The sequence below is a fragment of the Marinifilum fragile genome, assembly GCF_963677365.1.
Taxonomy (GTDB): domain Bacteria; phylum Bacteroidota; class Bacteroidia; order Bacteroidales; family Marinifilaceae; genus Marinifilum; species Marinifilum fragile.
Genome location: NZ_OY781962.1, coordinates 1,203,500 through 1,223,053, shown reverse-complemented (window position 1 = coordinate 1,223,053; position 19,554 = coordinate 1,203,500). Strand labels below are relative to the sequence as shown.

Genomic DNA, 19,554 nt, shown 5'->3' with positions numbered 1-19,554 from the left:
TGCATGGCATAGTTCTAAAGGAGCATCTTCTTGCAACCTAAATTTAAAGTTTTATACTTTTACGTCTCCAATAGAAAATCATACTCCAACAAGCGAATCTGCACATTCGTTTGCTAGAGCATTAAAACCAAAAGTAACAAGATCTTAAAGCATAAAAAATGGATTATCGCGATACTGTATTTATTGCTGTAGCTGAAAACTTAAGTTTTTCTAAAGCCGCCAATGATTTAAATATTAGTCAGCCAGCAGTAACCAAACATATTAAGGAATTGGAAATCAAATTTAATACGAATTTATTTGAGCGTAAAGGGAATAAAATTTTCCTTACCCGAAAAGGAAAGATTGTATACAATTCTTATAAACAGATTGAACAGCAATACCGAGAACTTGAATTTGAGATCAGCCAGTTAAACCATGATATTTCGGGTGATTTTATCATTGGTGCCAGTTCTACAATATCGCAATATCTTATTCCCAAAACCATTGCATCCTTTCACAAGCGTTACCCTAAAGTAAATATTCACCTTATCAATGGCAATTCCTTTGATATGGAGCAACTTTTGCTAAACAATAAGGTTGATATTGCTTTGGTTGAAAATCATTCCTCACAATCAGGTATACGATATAAAAGCTTTCTGGATGATGAATTGATTCTGGTAACCGGAGGAAATAGTATCTATTCAAAACGTAAAACCATAAGCAAAAATGATTTGCTTCAATTTCCTATCGTACTGAGAGAAAAAGGATCGGGTACACTTGAGGTGATTAAAGAAGCTTTGCTGAAGCAAAATCTGGATTTTGAGGATCTTAATGTACCCATTCATTTGGGTAGTACCGAATCGATTAAGAACTTTTTACTTGATTTTGATGGACTAGCAATTGTTTCCGAACAAGCTGTTAAAACCGAATTGTATCTGAAAACGCTTGTAAAAATAAAGGTAACAGGTTTACATATTCCCCGACAGTTTCGAATTGCATACAAAATGGGACACAAAAGCAGACAGGTTGAATTGTTTGAAAACTTCCTATTAGGATATAACCTTTAGTTATACTTCATAACAAATCAGTATTTGCTTTGATTATAGATCAACAATACTTTTGTAAACAAAAAAGTATAAGTATGATCGCATTGAAAGCTGTAAAAAATACCCTCGGTATTGAAAACCAATCAAAGGACTTCAATTGGCCTTATTTAACTATGGTTTGTTTGTGTTTTATGCCGTTTATATCTCCGGCTATTGCACTGTGTGTTGGCTTGGTGTTTTCATTTCTGGGAATAAAACATGAAAGCATACATCACTACACATCAAAAATACTTCAGGCATCGATCGTTTTAATGGGGTTTGGAATGAGTTTGTCTGCCGTGATCTCATCATCGAAGGATGGTTTTCTTGAAACTGCAATTTCGGTAACGGTTGTAATGCTACTGGGTATATTTCTGGGAAAACTGCTTAAGGTAGAAAAAAACATTAGTCTGCTTATTGCCTGTGGGACAGCAATTTGCGGAGGTAGTGCCATTGCGGCTGTCGCCCCCATTCTTAATAGTAAAAACTACGAAAATTCCTTTGCTCTTATTGTGGTTTTTGTGCTAAACGCAATTGCATTGCTATTATTTCCTTTTCTTGGACATCAGTTAGGGCTAAGCCAGGAAACTTTTGGCAATTGGGCTGCTATAGCCATTCACGATACCAGCTCTGTTGTTGGTGCTGGAGCAATCTATGGCGAAAAAGCCTTACAAGTCGCCACCACTGTTAAACTTATTCGTACCTTATGGATCATCCCATTATCCTTGATTGTCGCATTCATGAATCGAAATGGGCAAAAGAAATCGATTCATTTTCCTTGGTTTATATTGCTATTTGTTCTTGCCATTATATTTGCCAATATATTTCCCACTTACCAAACAAGTTACGAACACTTTAATTGGCTAGGCAAACGTGGAATGCTGATTGCTTTGTTCCTGATCGGTTCGAATATCAGTGTTGGTGAAATTAGAAAATCGGGTGTCAAAAGTTTTGCGCTTGGAATTATTCTTTGGGGTGTGATAGCAGCAGGTTCATTGTTCTTTTTAATTCATTAAGTCATGCCAAACATCTACATTTTTCTGACTGTTATTATTTCGAGTTTAATTAAAGGAGTAAGCGGCTTTGGCTTTGCACTAATTTCTTTACCGATTCTATTGACATGGTATGAACCCAAAGAAATCATCCCTGTTCTCATGATTTGTAATCTTGTTGCTTCCGTGTTTATCATCTTGCAGAAGAAAAATCAACAATTAATTGATAAAGCATCTATTTTCTTAATCCTTTCAGGAGGGATTTTTACACTTACAGGGGTATTTGTTTTAAAGTATGTTGATGCCAATCGTTTGGTTCATTTTTCAGGAGTGGTATTTTTGGTGATCACCCTATTATCTTTTATCAAAAGCAACAAAAGACATGCTATTTTGCCTGCATATGTGTATCCAATTGTTGGTGCTATTATTGGAACAATAACCGGAATTATTTCGATTAGCGGACCTCCCTTGGCCCTGTTTCTAAATAGAGCAAATGTAGACAATAAACAGTTTAGGGAGATATTTGCATGGTTTAGTGTAGTAACAGCAGTAATTGCAATCGTAGGTTACTATCAGGTTGGATGGCTCACTCCTCAGGTCTTAAAGTTATCTTTGCTCTTCTCTCCCATCTTGTTAGCAGGAACCATAGTTGGCAAATATTTTAATGGCATTATACCAATAAAAAGCTTTCGCACCATCAACATCCTACTTACATTGATTTCTTGTTTTCTGTTGTTAATTCGTTAATCGTTTTTAACAACTAAAAATATAGCGTGAAGTAAGCCATTTGCTGATTCCTGAATACCTATTAGAGTTAAAAAAATTTCTTTGTAACAAATCTTGAATTGTCTTATATTTATGAACTCAAAATGATTCTGCTATTTACCATCATTCAAACTTCACCAATTATTTTACTCATCCTAAAACGTCAAAAAAATGAAAAAGATTTTGTTTCTATTAATAGCTGTAATGCTAAGTTCTGGATTGTTCTCACAGGATCTTAAAAAAGAAAAAGAGGCAATTAAACAAGTAATTCAAACAGCTTATGTTGATGGTCTTCAAAATGAAGGTGATTTAGATAAAATTGATTCCGGAATCCATCCCGATTTTAGATTAATTGGGATTGGCGAAAACAATAGCATGTGGAGTTTGCCGATTGAAGAGTGGAAAAAGAAAACCAAAAAGAAAAAGGCTGACGGAAAATTTCCTCGTACCGGCGATAAAATGGTAAGTGTGAAATTTGAGAACATCGACATAACTGGCAATGCAGCAGTAGCAAAGATTCAATTCTTTATTGGTAAAAAACTAACTTACGTTGATTACATCGCCCTATACAAATTTTCCAATGGATGGAAAATGGTAAATAAAATCTACTATAAGTTTCCAGAAAAGAAATAAAGATAATGAAGGAGAAAGTATTCAACTTTCTCCTTTTTATTTTGTATTCAATGCCGGTGTGTTTTTTCTGTCAATAAAGCTACCAGAGAAAATTAGCCCTCCAATAATTCCCATAAAAATATACAGGATTTGTTCTCCCATATTGCTGTAAGAATTCCCTGCATGTAAAAACACACTGCTTAATCCTATAAATGCTTTACTTCCTGGAACCAGCATAATTATTCCTGGAACCAAATAAACCAATTCTGGTGCTTTTGTAATTTTGCTAAATAGTTTGCTACAACTTACCGCTACAATTGTTCCGATAAAAATACTAATTAGAATACCTGTAAAATCGAATAAAGTTGTAGTGTAGTAACTTGCAAATCCAGCTATCACACAAAACAACAAGTCTTTGGGGCGTACTTTAAATACAGGCAATAAACTTAATGCAAGTAATATTATCGCAAAATAATCTATCCAATTGGGAACATCGTTTACTACATCATTAGGACTCAAATCCACAAAACTGGAAAGCACAGCAAGTCCAAGAACAACACCAAAAAATTGCTTGAACAAAGATACCAATGCATCAAAGAGTTTTGCTGTTCCGGAAACCAAACTACGGGAGGTAATCTCCTCTAATGCCGTTGTAATGGATAATCCTGGAATAAAAACAATAATTGACGCCAAAATTGTCATGGAGATATTAATCTGCTCAAACTTTAAGGCCAACAAACCAGTTATTATGGTAACTGTGAATGCAACAAGTGATTCCAATGTACTGCGCACATAATTAGATTTTTGTGCAAATAAGGTAATTCCATATACCACTGCCCCAAGTAAAAATGCAAGAAGTGCAGAAACCCAACTTGTATCTAGAATAATACTAAAGGCTCCGGCAGATGTCATAAATGCAAACAGCTCGATTAGCTTACCATAACCCAAAGGAGCGGTTTTTATGTTCTCAATGGCCTGTTTGGCTTCTTCAAAACTAATTTTATTTGACAATACATTATTGGTGATTTCCACGATTTTAGATAATGCACCCAGATTCAGTTCTCCAGGAGGCACACATTCCACATAGTTGAAGGTATGATCATCTTCCTCGTAAAATACGTAGTTAATCCAGGTAGGCGTATCCATAAAACTGCCTTTAATTCCTTTCTTTTCGGAAATTTCGCTTAAATATATCTGTGATTTATATGATGGCACTCCATAAGTATGAAGTGCTTTCCCTAGTTGCACAATAAATTTGTATTGCTGAGGTATTTGCATTATTCTCTTACCATTTTAAAACAGCCACTACGGCTATTGTAATCAAAAATCGCACAAAAATACAATTTAAATCTCTTTCGTAAATATCTTATTTTACCCTTGCTTTTATTTATACAAGCTCATCTTTTTTTTATCTAATTTACAATAGATCAAAAGGCTAGAAATCACACCTAATAACCAAACAATTACAGATATTTTTGTCCGTAAATAAAATTTAAGCACTAATCTGAAAATTTATCAATAACAGAGAACAACGAGAGCTGTTTAGCATTACTTTTGCAGCTTAATTAATATCAATTTTCAATGAAATCGATCTTCAAGCCAAAACTATTTTCAGTTTTAAAAGGCTATAATTCTCAATCTTTTCAAAAAGATTTATTTGCAGGTATAATTGTTGGCATTGTGGCACTTCCGTTGGCAATTGCTTTTGCGGTTGCATCTGGCGTTTCACCGGAAAAAGGGTTGATAACTGCAATTATTGCCGGATTTTTAATTTCGTTTTTAGGCGGTAGTAGAGTTCAAATTGGAGGACCTACAGGAGCCTTTATCGTTATTGTTTATGGTATTGTAAGTCAGTATGGGTTAGATGGCTTAATGATATCTACCTTTCTAGCAGGTATTATACTCGTTCTCTTTGGTTTACTTCGCTTGGGTGCAGTCCTAAAGTTTATTCCGCATCCTTTGATTGTTGGTTTTACATCTGGTATTGCCTTGGTAATTTTTTCTACTCAAATTAAGGCCGCATTTGGCTTAGATATTGATTCTGTTCCTTCAGAATTCATTGAAAAATGGCTTTGTTATTTCTCAAATCTGGATAGTATTAATATCTATGCTGTTGCCATTAGTATTGGAACCATTTTAATAAGTCTGTATGCCGGGAAACTAATCCCGAAAATCCCAGGATCGTTTATTGCCATTATCACTATGACTGTATTGGTTCAGGTTTTAGAATTGCCTGTAAATACCATAGAATCGATATATGGAGAAATACCTAACTCTATTTCATTTGACATGCCAAATATCGATTGGAGCTTGGTGCACAACTATTTTCAGCCTGCGCTAACCATTGCCATTTTGGGTGCAATTGAATCCTTGCTTTCAGCAGTGGTTGCTGATGGTATGATTGGTGGAAATCATCGCTCGAACACAGAGCTTATTGCCCAAGGTATTGCCAATATCTTCTCTCCTATTTTTGGTGGAATTCCTGCAACAGGTGCCATTGCCAGAACTGCTACCAATGTAAAAAATGGCGGACGAACTCCTATTGCAGGACTTGTTCATGCCCTAACGCTTTTACTGATCATGTTGGTATTTGGAAAATGGGCAAAACTGATTCCAATGTCATGTTTAGCTGGTATTCTTATTGTTGTTTCCTACAATATGAGCGAATGGCGTTCATTCCGATCTATTTTAAGGGGATCGCGTTTCGATATAATCGTTTTACTAACTACATTCTTCCTTACCGTATTGGTTGACCTTACTGTAGCCATTGAGTTTGGAATTGTTTTAGCTGCCCTGATTTTCATGTATCGCATGTCTAAAATCAATGGTGTGATGCCTGTTGAGACTGAATCTGATGAAATTCAGAATTACAATCTTATCCCAAAAGAGATAGAAATTTATGAAATTAGTGGTCCTTTCTTTTTTGCTGCAGCCAAAAGATATCAGGAAACTTTAAGAGAACTAAAGCATTCTACCTCAGTTTTAATCATTAGAATGCGACACGTTCCTTTTATTGATGCTACAGGGATTAGAAATTTTTCAGAAATAATTAAAAATCTATCCGATCGTAAAACAAAGGTCATATTGTCTGGCGTAAATAAAGAGGTAAGACTTGAGCTGGAAAGATGTGAAATTGCCGACTATATTTCTGAGAAGGACATTTGTGACAATTTTGAAGAAGCACTTAAAAGAGCTAAAGAAAAATTATAATACCAATTTGGTGTTTAATGTAAAAAGCAGGATCAATTGATCCTGCTTTTTTTAATCATGCCAATAACCCAAATATTAAGAACATGATCACGCTACGACACTTATATTTTCAAATTCTTTGACGGATATTTTTAATTGAATTCAAGTTATTAATAAATAATATCAAGACATTTTAAAATAAAGTCTAGATGTCTTTAAAAAAAGTCTTGACCTAAAAAAAATAAAGTCTTGACTTTTTTTTCGACAAGTCTGTATGTTTTTAGGAAAAGGTCTTGATCTCTTCAATTAAAAATCTTGACCTTGCAGGATTCGAGACTGTAAAGCTTCACTTATCATGACAGGAACCCTTTTAGGTTTTCGATTACTACTATCCACAAAAACAACTGTAGTCTTAGCCAAACAGACCGTCTCTCCTTTCAAGTTTTCGAATCTAAAGTCAAATTTCATTCTGGTATCAGGCATGTTGTGAATACTGGTAATTATTCTAACTTCATCATCGTAACCTACCGGCTTTTTATACTTCAGATTCATTTCAATTACCGGCATCATTATTCCATTCTCTTCCAACACCTTATCATTAATTCCAAATGATCGCATCAACTCGGTTCGCGCAAAATGGCAATAATCTACATAATTGGCATGATACACATATCCCATCTGATCTACCTCTCCATATCTTGGTCTTATTCGACACTCTCCTTCTATCATTTTAATTCTTTAATTGGTTCAGTTACTTTGTTCCACATTTCCTCAATCTTCCCGGCAATTTCCGAATCTGGTCGATATTCAATGATTGATTTCTGATTTACAATGGCATTCACCATATCTTCGTCAAATGGAATTTTTCCTAAAAGTTGAATGCATTGTGTAAGAAAGAAGCTTTCCATTTGCTTCGTGATTTCAGAATTGATATCACATTTGTTTATCACTGCATACAATGGGATATTAAACTTCTGAACCAGTTCAATTAATCTTACGGCATCATGAAAACCTGATTTACTGGGTTCAGTTACCAGTATCACTTTATCTACTCCAGTAAGTGAAGCAATTGCAGAGCAACCAACTCCCGGAGGACCATCATTCAAAAGAAAATCAGCATTTTGTTCACGTGCTATTTCCTTTGCATTTTTTCTTACCGTGGTAACCAGCTTTCCTGAGTTCTCCTCTCCCGGCCCCATTTTAGCATGTAACATGGTTCCAAATCGAGTATTGGAAACATACCAATGATTGTTGGTACTGTGTTCTGAACTGATTGCCTGAACAGGACAGATCCTCTCACATAGGCGACATCCTTCGCATTCGAAAGGATTTACCTCCAAACCTCCTTCTGCTCTATAGTGAATTGCATCAAATCTACACTCCTTTTTACACAAACCACAATTGGTACATACTTGTCTATTGATTGTGGCAATTCTTGCACCCAAAAATTGATTCTCTTCCTTAATTTCCGGCTTCAAAATCAGATGTAAATCTGGTGTATCAACATCGATATCTGCAAAAACAGTATTCTTAGCCAAACTTGCAAAAGCCGCTGTAATGCCAGTTTTACCAGTTCCGCCTTTCCCACTTAATATTGTTATTTCAATCATGATGCATTCTGTTTTTCAGATAAATTGCCAGTTTCAGGTATTCCTGTTCTATTAGAGGTGGTATATCAGAAAGAAGTTTACCTTGTGCATATTGACCGGCATACTCTCGATTAAATGGAATTTCTGCCAGCAATTCAATATCTTCCTCTTTTATGTAAGCATAAACCTCTCTATCACCCAATCCTGCTTTATTTACCACAATTCCAAAGTCTTTCCGCATTTCCTTCATCAAACTAACAGTCAAACGCAAATCGTAAAGACCAAAAGGTGTAGGCTCAGTCACCAAAATAACAAAGTCTGCAGCGGATACAGTCTCTACTACCGGACAACTTGTTCCCGGAGGTGCATCGTAAATTGAAATATCCAATTCATCACTTGCATTCGTTTTTAAATCCTTTATGATTTTTGTCTGCATTGGAGAGCCAATTTTCAGACTTCCTTCAAGAATATCAGTTTGATTTCCTCTGGAATAGTTGGTTAACTCTCCAATGGGATGTTGTTGCTCTTGAATTGCACCAAACCTACAAGCATGCAAACAAGCACCACAAGAATGGCACATGTTGGGATCAACTGATGCATATTTTACCGATGGAATAATTGATATGGCATTAAATTCACAATACTCTTCACACTTGCGGCAAAAAGTACATTGCGATTCATCAATTACAGGAACAAGCTGATTTACTATTGAGCGGTTAATTACTTTAGCATCCTTAAAGAATAGCAAATCGTTAGGCTCCTCTACATCACAATCGATTAACTGTACATTTTTTGTCCACTTTGTTTGTATTGTTGAAAAAAGATTAACCGCAACGGTTGTTTTGCCCGTTCCTCCTTTGCCACTGCATACGGCTATTTTATAGCTCATAATTCTATTTCTTGTTTTGCTTAATCACTAAATCTCTTTTCTTAACTCCAAGCCTACTCGCTATTAAATCACATTTCGCCATTAGCATGAAAAACAACTTGTCCCTTTTTTCATCCAAAAGACCTTCCAAATTTCCTTGTCCTTTTGATATTACCACATCAGCATCTCTATATAACCTTTGGAGTTCGCTTGAACAATTTTCCAATAGAGTTGAAGGAGCATCATGACCATTAGAGATCACCTTGCACACATCCTCCATTTTTACAAACTGAGAATCTTCGAAAGTAACGTCATTGATAATTGGTTCGCCTCTTACCACAAAGGTTAAGTTGGGATGATTTAAAGTCTCAATAAAGAGTTTATCAAAAACAATTTCTCCTGCGTTATCACCTAAGTATAGAACAGTTTTGGCATTCTTTATTGCTTCAAACATTTCTTTGCTTTCATTTAAGGCGAATTCCTTGTCTAAAAGATGATTAATTTCAGATACAATATCATCGGGAACCGAATGAGCTCCATAATCAATAATATTACCTATCACAGCCAACTTTGCCGCTAAATGCAATGGATTTTCAGATTTTGAAACAAGAGATTTCCAGTACGAATAATTAAGATGAAGAAGTTTATTTGCCTTTAGCTTTTCGTTGGCATATAAATTCTCGGTTTTAAAAATTCTCTTTGCCAGACGATGTAGTAACAAACCAGAATAAGGAGTAGGAAGCGACTGACTATTGGCAACAATGTAATTTGCTTCCTCTTTAAATTTAGCAGTCGCTTTCTTATCTGATCCGAATTTATTTGCAATATGATTTATTGTTTTAGCCTGACAAGCTAAACATTCTGAATTCATATTAAACTAAGGTAATTAGTGATCACAACAGTTAGCATTAAATTCAATGGTTTCATTTAAAAAACCAGTAACCAACTCTTTTGCTTGTAATGCAGGAGCTCCTACAAAAACATTTACATTGTTGGCATTAAATATTTCAATGGCTCTCGCTCCCATTCCTCCAGCAAGAACATCAGTTACTCCAAGATTAGCCAAAAATGGAGGCAATTTTCCTGGTACATGTGGAGGTGCTTCAACCAATTCCTCTGCAATTATTTCTTTTTCTTCGACATCTATTAATGCAAAATGGCTGCAATGTCCAAAATGCGAATCTAATACGCCTTCCTTTACTGGTATTGCGATTTTCTTCTTCATTGTTTTATGATTTTAGTTCTTTTTAGAGATTATCTATTCTCCGCTTTTATTCCTTCTTTGCTTGCCTAATCCACCGCCACTCCTTCTTTTTAAGCCTAAACCTGTGCCTAGCTTATCTAATAATGTTCCGTCATCTTTACTTTGGCATTTTCCTAATCCGCGACCTGTTCTACAACCATTTCCATCAGGTCCGGTTTTATCCATTCTTGGCATAACAAATTGTTTTTATGATTTAAAATTCTCTACAATCTCTTTAATTGTTTTGCGATCATCGTTCAGAATCACCATTTGTATATCGAATTTTTCCAATAAATCTTTCGCTTTAGGTCCAAAATCTCCTGAAATAACTCTTGACACTCCCAACTCTACAACATCTTCTACCACTTTACCTCCTGCCCCTGATGGAGCATCTACGTGTTTATTTTCGAAAAACTCCATGCTATCTGTTGCATCATCGTAAATGCAGAACCATGCTGCACGTCCAAAACGCAAATCAAATAGTTTCTCTTCACCATTTCCTGTTGCTGTTATTATTGTTTTCATCGGTCTTATTTATTTAAAGATTCTATATCATTGGAATTGCATGCGGGACATTTATCACTTGTCATTGTTTTAGGAATATTAAAACGAGCGTGACATTTGTTACATACAAACCAATCTTTATCCATAATGGCATTGCCATATACTGTTTTAATGTTTTTTGTTTCAACCAAGGCCTGAGCAATTTTTCGCCTTGCTGCTTCATAGATTCTGGCAAAAGTAGGACGTGAAATCCCCATAATTTCTGCTGCTTCCTTATGATTCATCAAATCGTAATCCGCCAGCTTAATGGCTTCATATTCTTCATAAAGCAACTCAATAGACTCTCGTCTTTTTGAATTTACACCATAAGGTCTATATCCTTTAAATCGTGGAGGTTCTACAACCTTTCTTAATCTTGTACGTCGTGGCATATCAGTAATTTTAAAACAAACTTATTGAGAATATTCTCATTTCGCAAATTTTTTAACACAAAAAAAGAGATCAATACTGATCTCTTCATTAACATTTTATATTCTTGATTAGGCTTCTTGTTCTTCGGAAACAAAATGAGCAAACTGCTTTTCGATGGTAATTGGCTCTGTAAGGTACAATTCACCAACCTGTTTCGACATCATATCCGGGAATACATATTCCAGTCCCCGTTTTAATCCCATTATGATATTTTTTGCCACATTTTGTGGAGAATCTTTATCCATATCAAGATCTCTGGTCATATCCGTATCAATAGGACCGGGATAAACTCCCATGACTAATACATTCGAATTAAGAAGTTCCCCTCTCATTCCTTGAGTAATACTATGAACCGCAGCTTTTGAGGCTGAATAAGTGCCTGCAATCGGCATGCTTGCCAAACCCAATACTGAAGAAACATTTACAATAGCTGCAAATGGTTTGTTCAACAAATGATCGATTAAGGAAGTACTAAGTTTTACCAATCCCCAAACATTTACCTCAAAATTATCAGATAAACTATCCAATGTATCATCCGAAAAGAAACCACTTGCATCATACACTCCTGCATTATTAACCAAAATTTCAACATCTTTTACTTGTCGAGTAGCCCTAATAATCGTCTTATCATTTTTCAGATCTAATAAAATTGGCACCAATCGCTCTCCATATTCTGGTTTTAAATCATCTAAAGACTTGATATTTCTAACACCTGCATAAACCTTTTTTGCTCCCGCTTCTAACAATTCAATGGTTATTGCCCTTCCAATTCCTCTATTTGCCCCACTTACAAAAGCAACTCTCCCTTTAGGGGATACTTTTAATTCATTCATCGCAACCTCCGTTTTATTTAAATTGAATCTATACAAATTACAAATATTGATACCCAATTGCAATGTAAATAAGTCGTTAAACACTATTTAGAAAATTCAGTAAAAATCAATACTACAAGATAAATGTGATGAATCGTTATTTTTTTACCTTTGTCATCGGTGCAATGTTTCGGCGATTTCTTATCCGGGTGCGAGTAGTCTATAATCTTTTCCAATGGCATTCCGGGCTGGAAGTTTTTAAGAGACATTGCATTTTTCTTATACAACAGTATGTAATTGTAAACAAAATAAATTCCGATTGCTATATTTGTGCTGATAATTAAAAACCACAGAATATTATTAACCAAATTTTAATACATGTCGAGCAACTATTTTAAGACATATCCTGATGATAAAGGATATTTTGGAGAGTACGGAGGAAGTTACATTCCAGGTGAGTTAAATGCAGAGATGCAGAAAATTAATGATGCATACTACTCTATCAGTAAATCTCATGAGTTCATTTCTGAATTAAGAAGTATTCGCAAGCATTTTCAAGGCAGACCCACTCCAGTGTATTATTGCAATAGATTATCCAATAAATATGGTGGAAGAATCTATCTTAAAAGAGAAGATTTAAATCACTCTGGAGCACATAAATTGAACCATTGTATGGGAGAAGCTCTCCTTGCAAAATACATGGGTAAGAAAAAGCTCATTGCAGAAACCGGAGCTGGTCAGCATGGTGTAGCTTTGGCCACAGCTGCTGCTTATTTTGGTTTAGAGTGTGAAATCCATATGGGTGAAGTTGATATTGCCAAAGAGCATCCAAATGTGATGCGAATGAAAATATTAGGAGCAACAGTTATTCCCGTTACTCATGGCTTAAAAACTCTTAAAGAAGCTGTTGATTCAGCATTTCAATCATACTTAAAAGATCCTGTTAATACGATTTACTGTATTGGTTCTGTTGTTGGTCCTCACCCATTTCCAATGATGGTAAGAGAATTCCAAAGAGTTATTGGAATTGAAGCAAGAGATCAATTTCAGGAAATGACCGGAGAACTGCCAGATAATGTTGTTGCCTGTGTTGGTGGCGGTAGTAATGCAATGGGAATTTTCTCTGCATTTTTAGAAGATAAGGAATGTAAATTGCATGGTGTTGAACCTGCTGGAAGATCATTCGATAAAGGAGAGCATGCTGCCACCTTAACTTTTGGTAAACCTGGTATTATTCATGGTTTTAAATGTTACCTTTTGCAAGATGAAGAAGGTCAACCTGATCCTGTTTACTCTGTTGCAAGCGGACTGGATTATCCTGGAGTTGGACCAGAACACTCTATGCTTAAGGATTGGAATAAGGTAGAATACCATTCTGTAACAGATAAAGAGTGTATTGATGCATTCTATGAACTAAGCCGTTCGGAAGGAATTATTCCAGCTTTAGAAAGCTCGCATGCAGTGGCGTATGCCTTGAAACTGGCAAAGGCCAATCCTCGTCAATCCATTCTTTTGAATTTGAGTGGTCGTGGCGATAAAGATCTTGACTTTGTAGTTGAAAAATATGGATTACCTGAATAAAGTTCATTAATATGTCAAAATGCTGCTCAGATGGGCAGCATTTTTTATGCGATCTCTTTCTATTTCAAATATTGAATATATCTTTACTTACTATGAAAGATGACTATAAATTTTCAAAAGATCTGAGCAAAGAATTTGAATTTATCACTTCAAGAAGTAGTGGTCCGGGAGGACAAAATGTGAACAAGGTGAATTCGAAAGTAGAATTGCGTTTTTCCGTGTTTGATTCAAACATCCTCTCGCAAGAGGAAAAAGAAACCATTTTCAAGAAACTTTATCACCATATCAATAGTCAAGGAATATTGTTGGTAACTGCTCAAACAGAACGCTCACAAGTTCTGAATAAGGAAATTGCGATTCAAAAATTCTACCAATGGATAGAATTGGCTTTAAAACCCGTAAAGCCAAGGAAGAAAACACGTCCCACAAGAGCTTCTATTGAAAAACGAAAGACTGATAAGCAACAGCTTTCGAAAAAAAAGGAAGATCGAAGAAAACCAGATTTATAGTGTGCTGTTAACAATTAACTATAGACTTTTATAAAAACTTTGATGATGAAATGAGAATCACCAACAGAAATGAAATTTTTCGTGGTGGTGTAATTTTGTTATTGTATGAATATAGAATTAAAACTATGCGTCAGTGCATCATTGTATTGTCCATTTAATTTCACAACTTTTCTACCTTTCCACTATTCAAACTTTTCAAGACTTTCAGAAAAAAAGCTTGCACCAATTTGATGCAAGCTTTATAATTTTCAACTCTATAACAGATTACATATCTGCAAAGAAGTCATTTCCTTTATCGTCAACAATAATAAATGCCGGGAAGTTTTCTACACGAATCTTACGAACCGCTTCCATTCCTAATTCAGGGAAATCGATCACTTCGATAGATTTAATGCTATTCTTCGCCAAAACAGCAGCTGGCCCACCAATTGATCCCAAATAGAATCCACCATTTTCTTTACAAGCATCGGTTACAGATTGGTAACGGTTACCTTTTGCTACCATAACCATTGAACCACCAACTTTCTGAAATACGCCAACATATGGATCCATACGACCTGCAGTAGTTGGTCCGAAACTACCTGAAGGCATTCCTTCCGGAGTTTTAGCTGGCCCTGCATAATATACTGGGTGATTCTTGAAGTATTCAGGCATCTCTTTACCTTCATCCAACATTTCCTGAATTTTCATATGTGCCATATCTCTGGCAACAATCATAGTTCCTGAAAGATTCAAACGAGTTTTGATTGGATACTTGGTCAACTCCTTCAAGATGTCTTCCATTGGTTGATCCAAATCGATATCAACAGCCTCCTTCATAGCAGGAGCTTCTTCTGGCAAATATTTTACTGGATCTTTCTCCAATTGCTCTAGGAAAATACCATCCTCATTGATTTTTGCTTTGATATTTCTATCTGCACTACAGCTTACACCGATACCAACCGGACAAGAAGCAGCGTGACGAGGCAAACGAATTACCTTCACATCGTGAACGAAATATTTACCACCAAACTGAGCTCCAATTTCACTTTCACGACAGATTTGCTCTACTTTCTTTTCCCACTCTAAATCGCGGAAAGCCTGACCACCTTCATTACCTTCTGTTGGCAAATGATCAAAATATCCAGTAGATGCTTTTTTAACTGTAGCAAGGTTTGCTTCAGCAGAAGTACCACCAATTACCAAAGCCAAATGATATGGAGGACATGCAGAAGTACCTAGATCTTTAATTTTTTCCTTGATGAATTTGGTTAAATTCTCTTCATTCAAAAGAGCCTTGGTTTGCTGATACAAGAAAGTTTTATTTCCTGATCCACCGCCTTTGGTTAAGAACAAAAATTCATACTCACTTCCCTGATTTGCATAAATATCGATTTGTGCTGGAAGGTTGTTACCAGTATTCTTTTCTTCGAACATGGTGAAAGGAACAACTTGAGAATATCTAAGGTTTCTTTCCTGATAAGTTTCATAAACACCTCTTGAAAGATGCTCTGCATCATTTGCACCAGTGTAAACATCTTCTCCTTTTTTTGCTACAACAATTGCAGTACCTGTATCCTGGCAAGTTGGCAACTGACCATCAGCAGCAACAACCTGGTTCATTAACATGGTATGAGCAACAAATTTATCGTTATCTGAAGCTTCATCATCCTTTAAAATGTTTTGCAACTTTGCAAGGTGCGCAGGACGTAAATAGAACGAAACATCAGAGAATGCTGCTTTAGATAACATCTCTAATCCCTTAGGATCAACCTTAAGAATTTTTCTTCCGTCAACATCAATTGTTGATACATAATCCTTAGTCAACAAACGATATTCTGTAGTATCCTTTGTTATCGGAAATGGTTTCTGATATTTAAAATCGGACATGATATGATAATTTAAATTTTGTGTGTTATTTCTATTTAATGAAGTATACAGACAAAGATAAAACAAAATGAATTCCTCAATCTATTAAAAAGGCTATTCTATAACATTGCCCTTAAACATACGAATTACCAATGCTCCATCACAAAGCTAATTTTATCAAACTGATAACACAAAGTTGATCCTTATGTCCACATCAAGCAATTAGCTGATATTAATTAATCATTTTGTAAGGACTCAATGATATTCTGTCTTCGAATCACCTTTAAAGGTATATAAATCCATGCTAAGCCACTAATGGTAATGGCCAAAATAAGCAATAACACATACAGGTATGGCATTTGAAAAGCATTGGTAAACAAAGAAGGCAGCACACCAATTAGTGCTGATAGGATTCCACCCGCTAAACCAAGCAGCAATAAAAACAAATTTTCACTAAACAAGAGTTTAAAGATATTTCTTTCAGTATAACCGATAGCTCTTAGTACAGCCAATTCTTTTTTGCGTTCCCATACATTTCTTAACAAAACAATTCCCAAACCAATTGTTCCTATAATTACACCCAAACCTCCCAGTATCATGAACATACTTAAATAGGTATTCTCAACAGAATAGAAAGCAGCCATTCTTTCCGAGGTTTTACTTCCTCTTACTCCAAAGTCCTGCAGGTTATCTTCAAAATTGTCCATAAACAAGGAATCCGTTTTAGGACATTCAGCCAAAATAATTTTAGAACCACTTACCGATGGAAAGTTCTTTTGGAACAAGCTATCTGATATCAAAATATTACCCTGAAAGATGGAGTTTACCAAACCTCCAACAATCAATAGCTTCACATCCTTTCCATATTCATTCTGATAAATCAAGGTATCTCCTACTGCTTTTTTCAAGCCCCACAATATTACAGTTTGATCTGCAATGGCAGGTATCACATCCTCTCCAAAATTTTGATTCAGTGCACTCCACGGATTTTCCTTATCTACTTCAGGTAATAATTTTGCAAAGCTAAATGCCTTTCGATCTTCAAAATCAGAAGTATTAAACCCCAATACTCTTGGTTTACTCACCTGATTCAAATTCAAGCAACTCGCATCATCTCCTTCCAATGCTCTAAACTGCACAAATCTCACGAATTCATCTAAATCTCCTTCCCAAAAACCGACTTTTTCCTGCCCTTCGCTGGTATTTAAATCATTTAAGATTGGAAGAGTAGCTTCAATCCAATATTCATATCCACCAGTTCCTGATTGATTGGAATTTTCCGAATCCTGAAATGTTTTGCGATTGGCTCCTGTTATTAAGACAGAAAATGTTCCCAATGCCAACAACACAACAATTGCCAGACTGCGCTTTACATTTCGCGAAGCATTTTTAACCGATAAATCTTTTATACTTGGAGTATGATTACTGAATTTTGTACCGATCCCATTTAGATAATAATGCACAAATGCAGAAAAAGATACTAAAAACAAGCCTCCTGCTGATAACAATAACTCGGCATTCTGTTCTAAAGATGATGAGAATGCATAGGCTATAATGGCAATACTCAATAGCAATAAAAACAAAGCAATCCAAATAGAGTAGGTTGACTTTTTACCAATAAGATTCTCTTGATGAACATCTTTAATCAGAGCTATAACCGATTGTTTCACCTTTCTTCGGGTTACAAATACGATGCATATTATGGCAATAATCACACCTGAAGCAAATCCAATTATCAATGTACTCATATCCAAATGAACACTCAGCATATTGGTTCGCACCACATCCTGCCAAACAGAATTCAATGCTGACAAAATTAGTTTGTTGTAAATTATACCCAACAATACGCCTAAAACGCCTCCAAGGATTACTGTAATGATCGATTCGTAAATTCGAATTGCAATAATTTTCGACTTGTTAAAACCTAAGCCAAGAAGAATGCCTGTTTCCTCATTTCTGTTATCCAGATTCAAAGAATAGATTAAAATGGTAAGCAGAATTGCTGCCGCAATAATAAAGAAGCTTAAGCTTAAAAACAGACCACCAAAGTCAACCATATTACTGGCTGCCCTTTTTCCTTCATTTCTTACACTTTCAAATCCAACATTCAATACATCTGGTCTAACCAACTCCTGTACTTTCGATCTGATATCATCTTTTGAATCAAATCTTACAGCTGTATAAGTTCCATATTTGTTACTCCATAATTTAATGGCTGTATTCGATGAAATGTATGCCTTTGGAGTTCCTTTGTACTTCTTCCAGTAATCTTCATCCTTAGGTCTGATTTTTGAAAAATCAACCGGAACACCTGCCTCCCATTCACTACACGAACCAGCATCGGTTAAACCTGGGAATGATGGCATCATGGATTGATCCCAATGCGAATCGGTAATTGGCAGAATTTCCTTAATGGTAAATGTTCTGGACTCCTCAACCAATTGTCTTAAAGCGCCAATTGTGTAGTATTTAATTTGAAGCGTATCCCCAAGTTTAGCGTTCAAATCATCGGCCAACCAAGAGTTGATAATAATTTCATTTTCTTTAATTTGATATGTATCAACTGAAGTGATAAAAGAATATGGCGTTTCCTTGTCATTTACACGCAAGCTATTCACAAAATAACTTAGCACATACTCTTTTTTACCCGAAATTTCATGAACCAAATCAGTAATTGGCGTATCAATAAAAACCCGATCAGATATCAACTCAACTTGAGAATTTTCTTCCAAGCTTTGAATTTTCAAGCTGGCATCTTCCAATTTCCAGTTGGCAGTTAAACTTTCCTTCAATTGCTGCAAATCCAGCTCTTTTGAACCATTGGAAGCAACTAAAATCAAATTGGATACCGATTCCAATTCCAACTCTTTTGCTAAGAACTCTCTTGACAGAAATACATTGTATGGAGCAACCTGATTACTCTTCAAGCTAAATCTACCCAATTGTGAATCATCACATATAGTCTTTACTCTTAGTCTTAAAGCAATATTCTGGTCTTCATCGGATACAAAAGGAGCATTGGCAGGAATTACACTTGCCTTCTTGAGTCGCAACAAAAAAGTATCGCCTTGCCTTATATTCATTCTATCAGCAAGATTTGCACTCAGACAGGCTTCATCTGCTTTTAAATTATAAACCTGCGTATTGGATAAATTGTCAAAAGAAGCATCAACACCATAAACCTGAATGTTATTGATTCTTGTATTGCTTTCGGGTTGAACCGCTATACCATCAGTCTGCAAAACAGGAACCACATATGCATCCAGATCAGTTGCAATTTCATTTGCTAATTCTGCCCGAACAAAACGATCGCCAGTTGTCATGACATATTCTACTTTGCCCAAACGCAAATTCACCAGTTCATGCAAGCTATTTTTTACAGAGTCACCAACAATCAATGCTCCGGTTAATACTGCCGTACTTACAATTGTTCCTAGCAAAACAGCCAAATGCTGCTTGCGATAATACCACAAACTTTTGAGGATGTATTTCGTTTTATTCATGCAA

The 19,554-nt window shown here is 35.7% G+C and carries 19 protein-coding genes; 7 read left to right on the top strand and 12 right to left on the bottom strand.

All coding sequences use genetic code 11. The features are described from left to right. Nucleotides 1–158 precede the first annotated feature (158 nt). The 4 genes from ACKPCA_RS04715 to ACKPCA_RS04700 all read left to right on the top strand — a co-directional run bounded on the left by ACKPCA_RS04715 (nucleotide 159) and on the right by ACKPCA_RS04700 (nucleotide 3,454). Nucleotides 159–1,046 (top strand): LysR substrate-binding domain-containing protein, encoded by an 888-nt coding sequence (locus tag ACKPCA_RS04715; protein WP_321281682.1) that lies wholly within the window; start codon nucleotides 159–161, stop codon nucleotides 1,044–1,046. A 74-nt stretch (nucleotides 1,047–1,120) separates the two neighbouring features. Next, complete coding sequence (locus ACKPCA_RS04710; RefSeq protein WP_321281681.1) at nucleotides 1,121–2,080, top strand: YeiH family protein; 960 nt, start codon at nucleotides 1,121–1,123, stop codon at nucleotides 2,078–2,080. A 3-nt stretch (nucleotides 2,081–2,083) separates the two neighbouring features. Next, nucleotides 2,084–2,803: a sulfite exporter TauE/SafE family protein gene (locus ACKPCA_RS04705; RefSeq protein ID WP_321281680.1), complete on the top strand. Its 720-nt coding sequence runs from the start codon at nucleotides 2,084–2,086 to the stop codon at nucleotides 2,801–2,803. A 189-nt stretch (nucleotides 2,804–2,992) separates the two neighbouring features. Further along, the gene (locus ACKPCA_RS04700) at nucleotides 2,993–3,454 is read left to right on the top strand and encodes a nuclear transport factor 2 family protein (RefSeq protein WP_321281679.1); all 462 of its coding nucleotides are present in this window, start codon (nucleotides 2,993–2,995) and stop codon (nucleotides 3,452–3,454) included. A gap of 36 nt (nucleotides 3,455–3,490) precedes the next feature. On the opposite strand, the gene ACKPCA_RS04695 is transcribed toward ACKPCA_RS04700, so the two are convergent. Next, nucleotides 3,491–4,711: a threonine/serine exporter family protein gene (locus tag ACKPCA_RS04695; RefSeq protein WP_321281678.1), complete on the bottom strand. Its 1,221-nt coding sequence runs from the start codon at nucleotides 4,709–4,711 to the stop codon at nucleotides 3,491–3,493. 303 nt (nucleotides 4,712–5,014) lie between these two features. On the opposite strand from ACKPCA_RS04695, the gene ACKPCA_RS04690 reads away from it, so the two are divergent. After that, a complete protein-coding gene (locus tag ACKPCA_RS04690) occupies nucleotides 5,015–6,643 on the top strand; it encodes a SulP family inorganic anion transporter (protein ID WP_321281677.1) in 1,629 nt (542 codons plus the stop codon). Between the two features lie 285 nt (nucleotides 6,644–6,928). Here ACKPCA_RS04690 and ACKPCA_RS04685 read toward each other — a convergent pair whose 3' ends face one another. The 9 genes from ACKPCA_RS04685 to ACKPCA_RS04645 form a co-directional block, all read right to left on the bottom strand. After that, nucleotides 6,929–7,351 carry an acyl-CoA thioesterase gene (locus ACKPCA_RS04685; protein ID WP_321281676.1) on the bottom strand — a complete coding sequence of 141 codons (423 nt, stop codon included), beginning with the start codon at nucleotides 7,349–7,351 and terminating at the stop codon, nucleotides 6,929–6,931. Further along, nucleotides 7,348–8,232, bottom strand: a complete 885-nt coding sequence (locus ACKPCA_RS04680; protein ID WP_321281675.1) for a P-loop NTPase — start codon at nucleotides 8,230–8,232, stop codon at nucleotides 7,348–7,350. Before ACKPCA_RS04680 ends, ACKPCA_RS04685 begins: the two co-directional genes overlap by 4 nt. Next, nucleotides 8,225–9,100 (bottom strand): ATP-binding protein, encoded by an 876-nt coding sequence (locus ACKPCA_RS04675; RefSeq protein ID WP_321281674.1) that lies wholly within the window; start codon nucleotides 9,098–9,100, stop codon nucleotides 8,225–8,227. Before ACKPCA_RS04675 ends, ACKPCA_RS04680 begins: the two co-directional genes overlap by 8 nt. Nucleotides 9,101–9,104: 4 nt before the next feature. Next, a complete protein-coding gene (locus tag ACKPCA_RS04670) occupies nucleotides 9,105–9,950 on the bottom strand; it encodes a damage-control phosphatase ARMT1 family protein (RefSeq protein WP_321281673.1) in 846 nt (281 codons plus the stop codon). Between the two features lie 15 nt (nucleotides 9,951–9,965). After that, the gene (locus ACKPCA_RS04665; RefSeq protein ID WP_054718274.1) at nucleotides 9,966–10,304 is read right to left on the bottom strand and encodes a NifB/NifX family molybdenum-iron cluster-binding protein; all 339 of its coding nucleotides are present in this window, start codon (nucleotides 10,302–10,304) and stop codon (nucleotides 9,966–9,968) included. Nucleotides 10,305–10,337: 33 nt separating this feature from the next. Next, complete coding sequence (locus ACKPCA_RS04660; protein ID WP_321281672.1) at nucleotides 10,338–10,517, bottom strand: DUF5320 family protein; 180 nt, start codon at nucleotides 10,515–10,517, stop codon at nucleotides 10,338–10,340. A 12-nt stretch (nucleotides 10,518–10,529) separates the two neighbouring features. After that, complete coding sequence (locus ACKPCA_RS04655) at nucleotides 10,530–10,847, bottom strand: NifB/NifX family molybdenum-iron cluster-binding protein (protein ID WP_321281671.1); 318 nt, start codon at nucleotides 10,845–10,847, stop codon at nucleotides 10,530–10,532. A gap of 5 nt (nucleotides 10,848–10,852) precedes the next feature. Beyond that, on the bottom strand, nucleotides 10,853–11,257 hold the full coding sequence (locus tag ACKPCA_RS04650) for a DUF134 domain-containing protein (RefSeq protein ID WP_282014110.1): 405 nt from the start codon (nucleotides 11,255–11,257) through the stop codon (nucleotides 10,853–10,855). Between the two features lie 108 nt (nucleotides 11,258–11,365). Then, nucleotides 11,366–12,130 (bottom strand): SDR family oxidoreductase, encoded by a 765-nt coding sequence (locus ACKPCA_RS04645; RefSeq protein WP_157471392.1) that lies wholly within the window; start codon nucleotides 12,128–12,130, stop codon nucleotides 11,366–11,368. 357 nt (nucleotides 12,131–12,487) lie between these two features. Here ACKPCA_RS04645 and trpB point away from each other — a divergent pair, with 357 nt between their 5' ends. Both trpB and arfB read left to right on the top strand, forming a co-directional pair. After that, entirely contained in the window at nucleotides 12,488–13,690 is a 1,203-nt protein-coding gene (trpB, locus tag ACKPCA_RS04640) for a tryptophan synthase subunit beta (protein WP_321281670.1), read from the top strand. Nucleotides 13,691–13,782: 92 nt separating this feature from the next. Then, entirely contained in the window at nucleotides 13,783–14,199 is a 417-nt protein-coding gene (gene arfB / locus ACKPCA_RS04635) for an alternative ribosome rescue aminoacyl-tRNA hydrolase ArfB (RefSeq protein ID WP_321281669.1), read from the top strand. Between the two features lie 264 nt (nucleotides 14,200–14,463). On the opposite strand, the gene ACKPCA_RS04630 is transcribed toward arfB, so the two are convergent. Beyond that, nucleotides 14,464–16,068 carry a fumarate hydratase gene (locus ACKPCA_RS04630; protein WP_321281668.1) on the bottom strand — a complete coding sequence of 535 codons (1,605 nt, stop codon included), beginning with the start codon at nucleotides 16,066–16,068 and terminating at the stop codon, nucleotides 14,464–14,466. 215 nt (nucleotides 16,069–16,283) lie between these two features. Next, nucleotides 16,284–19,550: an ABC transporter permease gene (locus ACKPCA_RS04625; RefSeq protein WP_321281667.1), complete on the bottom strand. Its 3,267-nt coding sequence runs from the start codon at nucleotides 19,548–19,550 to the stop codon at nucleotides 16,284–16,286. Nucleotides 19,551–19,554: the final 4 nt, after the last annotated feature.

Excerpts from the sequence above, each read along its gene's own strand:
- ACKPCA_RS04715 (WP_321281682.1), top strand. The coding sequence starts at position 159 with ATGGATTATCGCGATACTGTATTTATTGCTGTAGCTGAAAACTTAAGT.
- ACKPCA_RS04710 (WP_321281681.1), top strand. The coding sequence starts at position 1,121 with ATGATCGCATTGAAAGCTGTAAAAAATACCCTCGGTATTGAAAACCAA.
- ACKPCA_RS04705 (WP_321281680.1), top strand. The coding sequence starts at position 2,084 with ATGCCAAACATCTACATTTTTCTGACTGTTATTATTTCGAGTTTAATT.
- ACKPCA_RS04700 (WP_321281679.1), top strand. The coding sequence starts at position 2,993 with ATGAAAAAGATTTTGTTTCTATTAATAGCTGTAATGCTAAGTTCTGGA.
- ACKPCA_RS04695 (WP_321281678.1), bottom strand. The coding sequence starts at position 4,711 with ATGCAAATACCTCAGCAATACAAATTTATTGTGCAACTAGGGAAAGCA.
- ACKPCA_RS04690 (WP_321281677.1), top strand. The coding sequence starts at position 5,015 with ATGAAATCGATCTTCAAGCCAAAACTATTTTCAGTTTTAAAAGGCTAT.
- ACKPCA_RS04685 (WP_321281676.1), bottom strand. The coding sequence starts at position 7,351 with ATGATAGAAGGAGAGTGTCGAATAAGACCAAGATATGGAGAGGTAGAT.
- ACKPCA_RS04680 (WP_321281675.1), bottom strand. The coding sequence starts at position 8,232 with ATGATTGAAATAACAATATTAAGTGGGAAAGGCGGAACTGGTAAAACT.
- ACKPCA_RS04675 (WP_321281674.1), bottom strand. The coding sequence starts at position 9,100 with ATGAGCTATAAAATAGCCGTATGCAGTGGCAAAGGAGGAACGGGCAAA.
- ACKPCA_RS04670 (WP_321281673.1), bottom strand. The coding sequence starts at position 9,950 with ATGAATTCAGAATGTTTAGCTTGTCAGGCTAAAACAATAAATCATATT.
- ACKPCA_RS04665 (WP_054718274.1), bottom strand. The coding sequence starts at position 10,304 with ATGAAGAAGAAAATCGCAATACCAGTAAAGGAAGGCGTATTAGATTCG.
- ACKPCA_RS04660 (WP_321281672.1), bottom strand. The coding sequence starts at position 10,517 with ATGCCAAGAATGGATAAAACCGGACCTGATGGAAATGGTTGTAGAACA.
- ACKPCA_RS04655 (WP_321281671.1), bottom strand. The coding sequence starts at position 10,847 with ATGAAAACAATAATAACAGCAACAGGAAATGGTGAAGAGAAACTATTT.
- ACKPCA_RS04650 (WP_282014110.1), bottom strand. The coding sequence starts at position 11,257 with ATGCCACGACGTACAAGATTAAGAAAGGTTGTAGAACCTCCACGATTT.
- ACKPCA_RS04645 (WP_157471392.1), bottom strand. The coding sequence starts at position 12,130 with ATGAATGAATTAAAAGTATCCCCTAAAGGGAGAGTTGCTTTTGTAAGT.
- trpB (WP_321281670.1), top strand. The coding sequence starts at position 12,488 with ATGTCGAGCAACTATTTTAAGACATATCCTGATGATAAAGGATATTTT.
- arfB (WP_321281669.1), top strand. The coding sequence starts at position 13,783 with ATGAAAGATGACTATAAATTTTCAAAAGATCTGAGCAAAGAATTTGAA.
- ACKPCA_RS04630 (WP_321281668.1), bottom strand. The coding sequence starts at position 16,068 with ATGTCCGATTTTAAATATCAGAAACCATTTCCGATAACAAAGGATACT.
- ACKPCA_RS04625 (WP_321281667.1), bottom strand. The coding sequence starts at position 19,550 with ATGAATAAAACGAAATACATCCTCAAAAGTTTGTGGTATTATCGCAAG.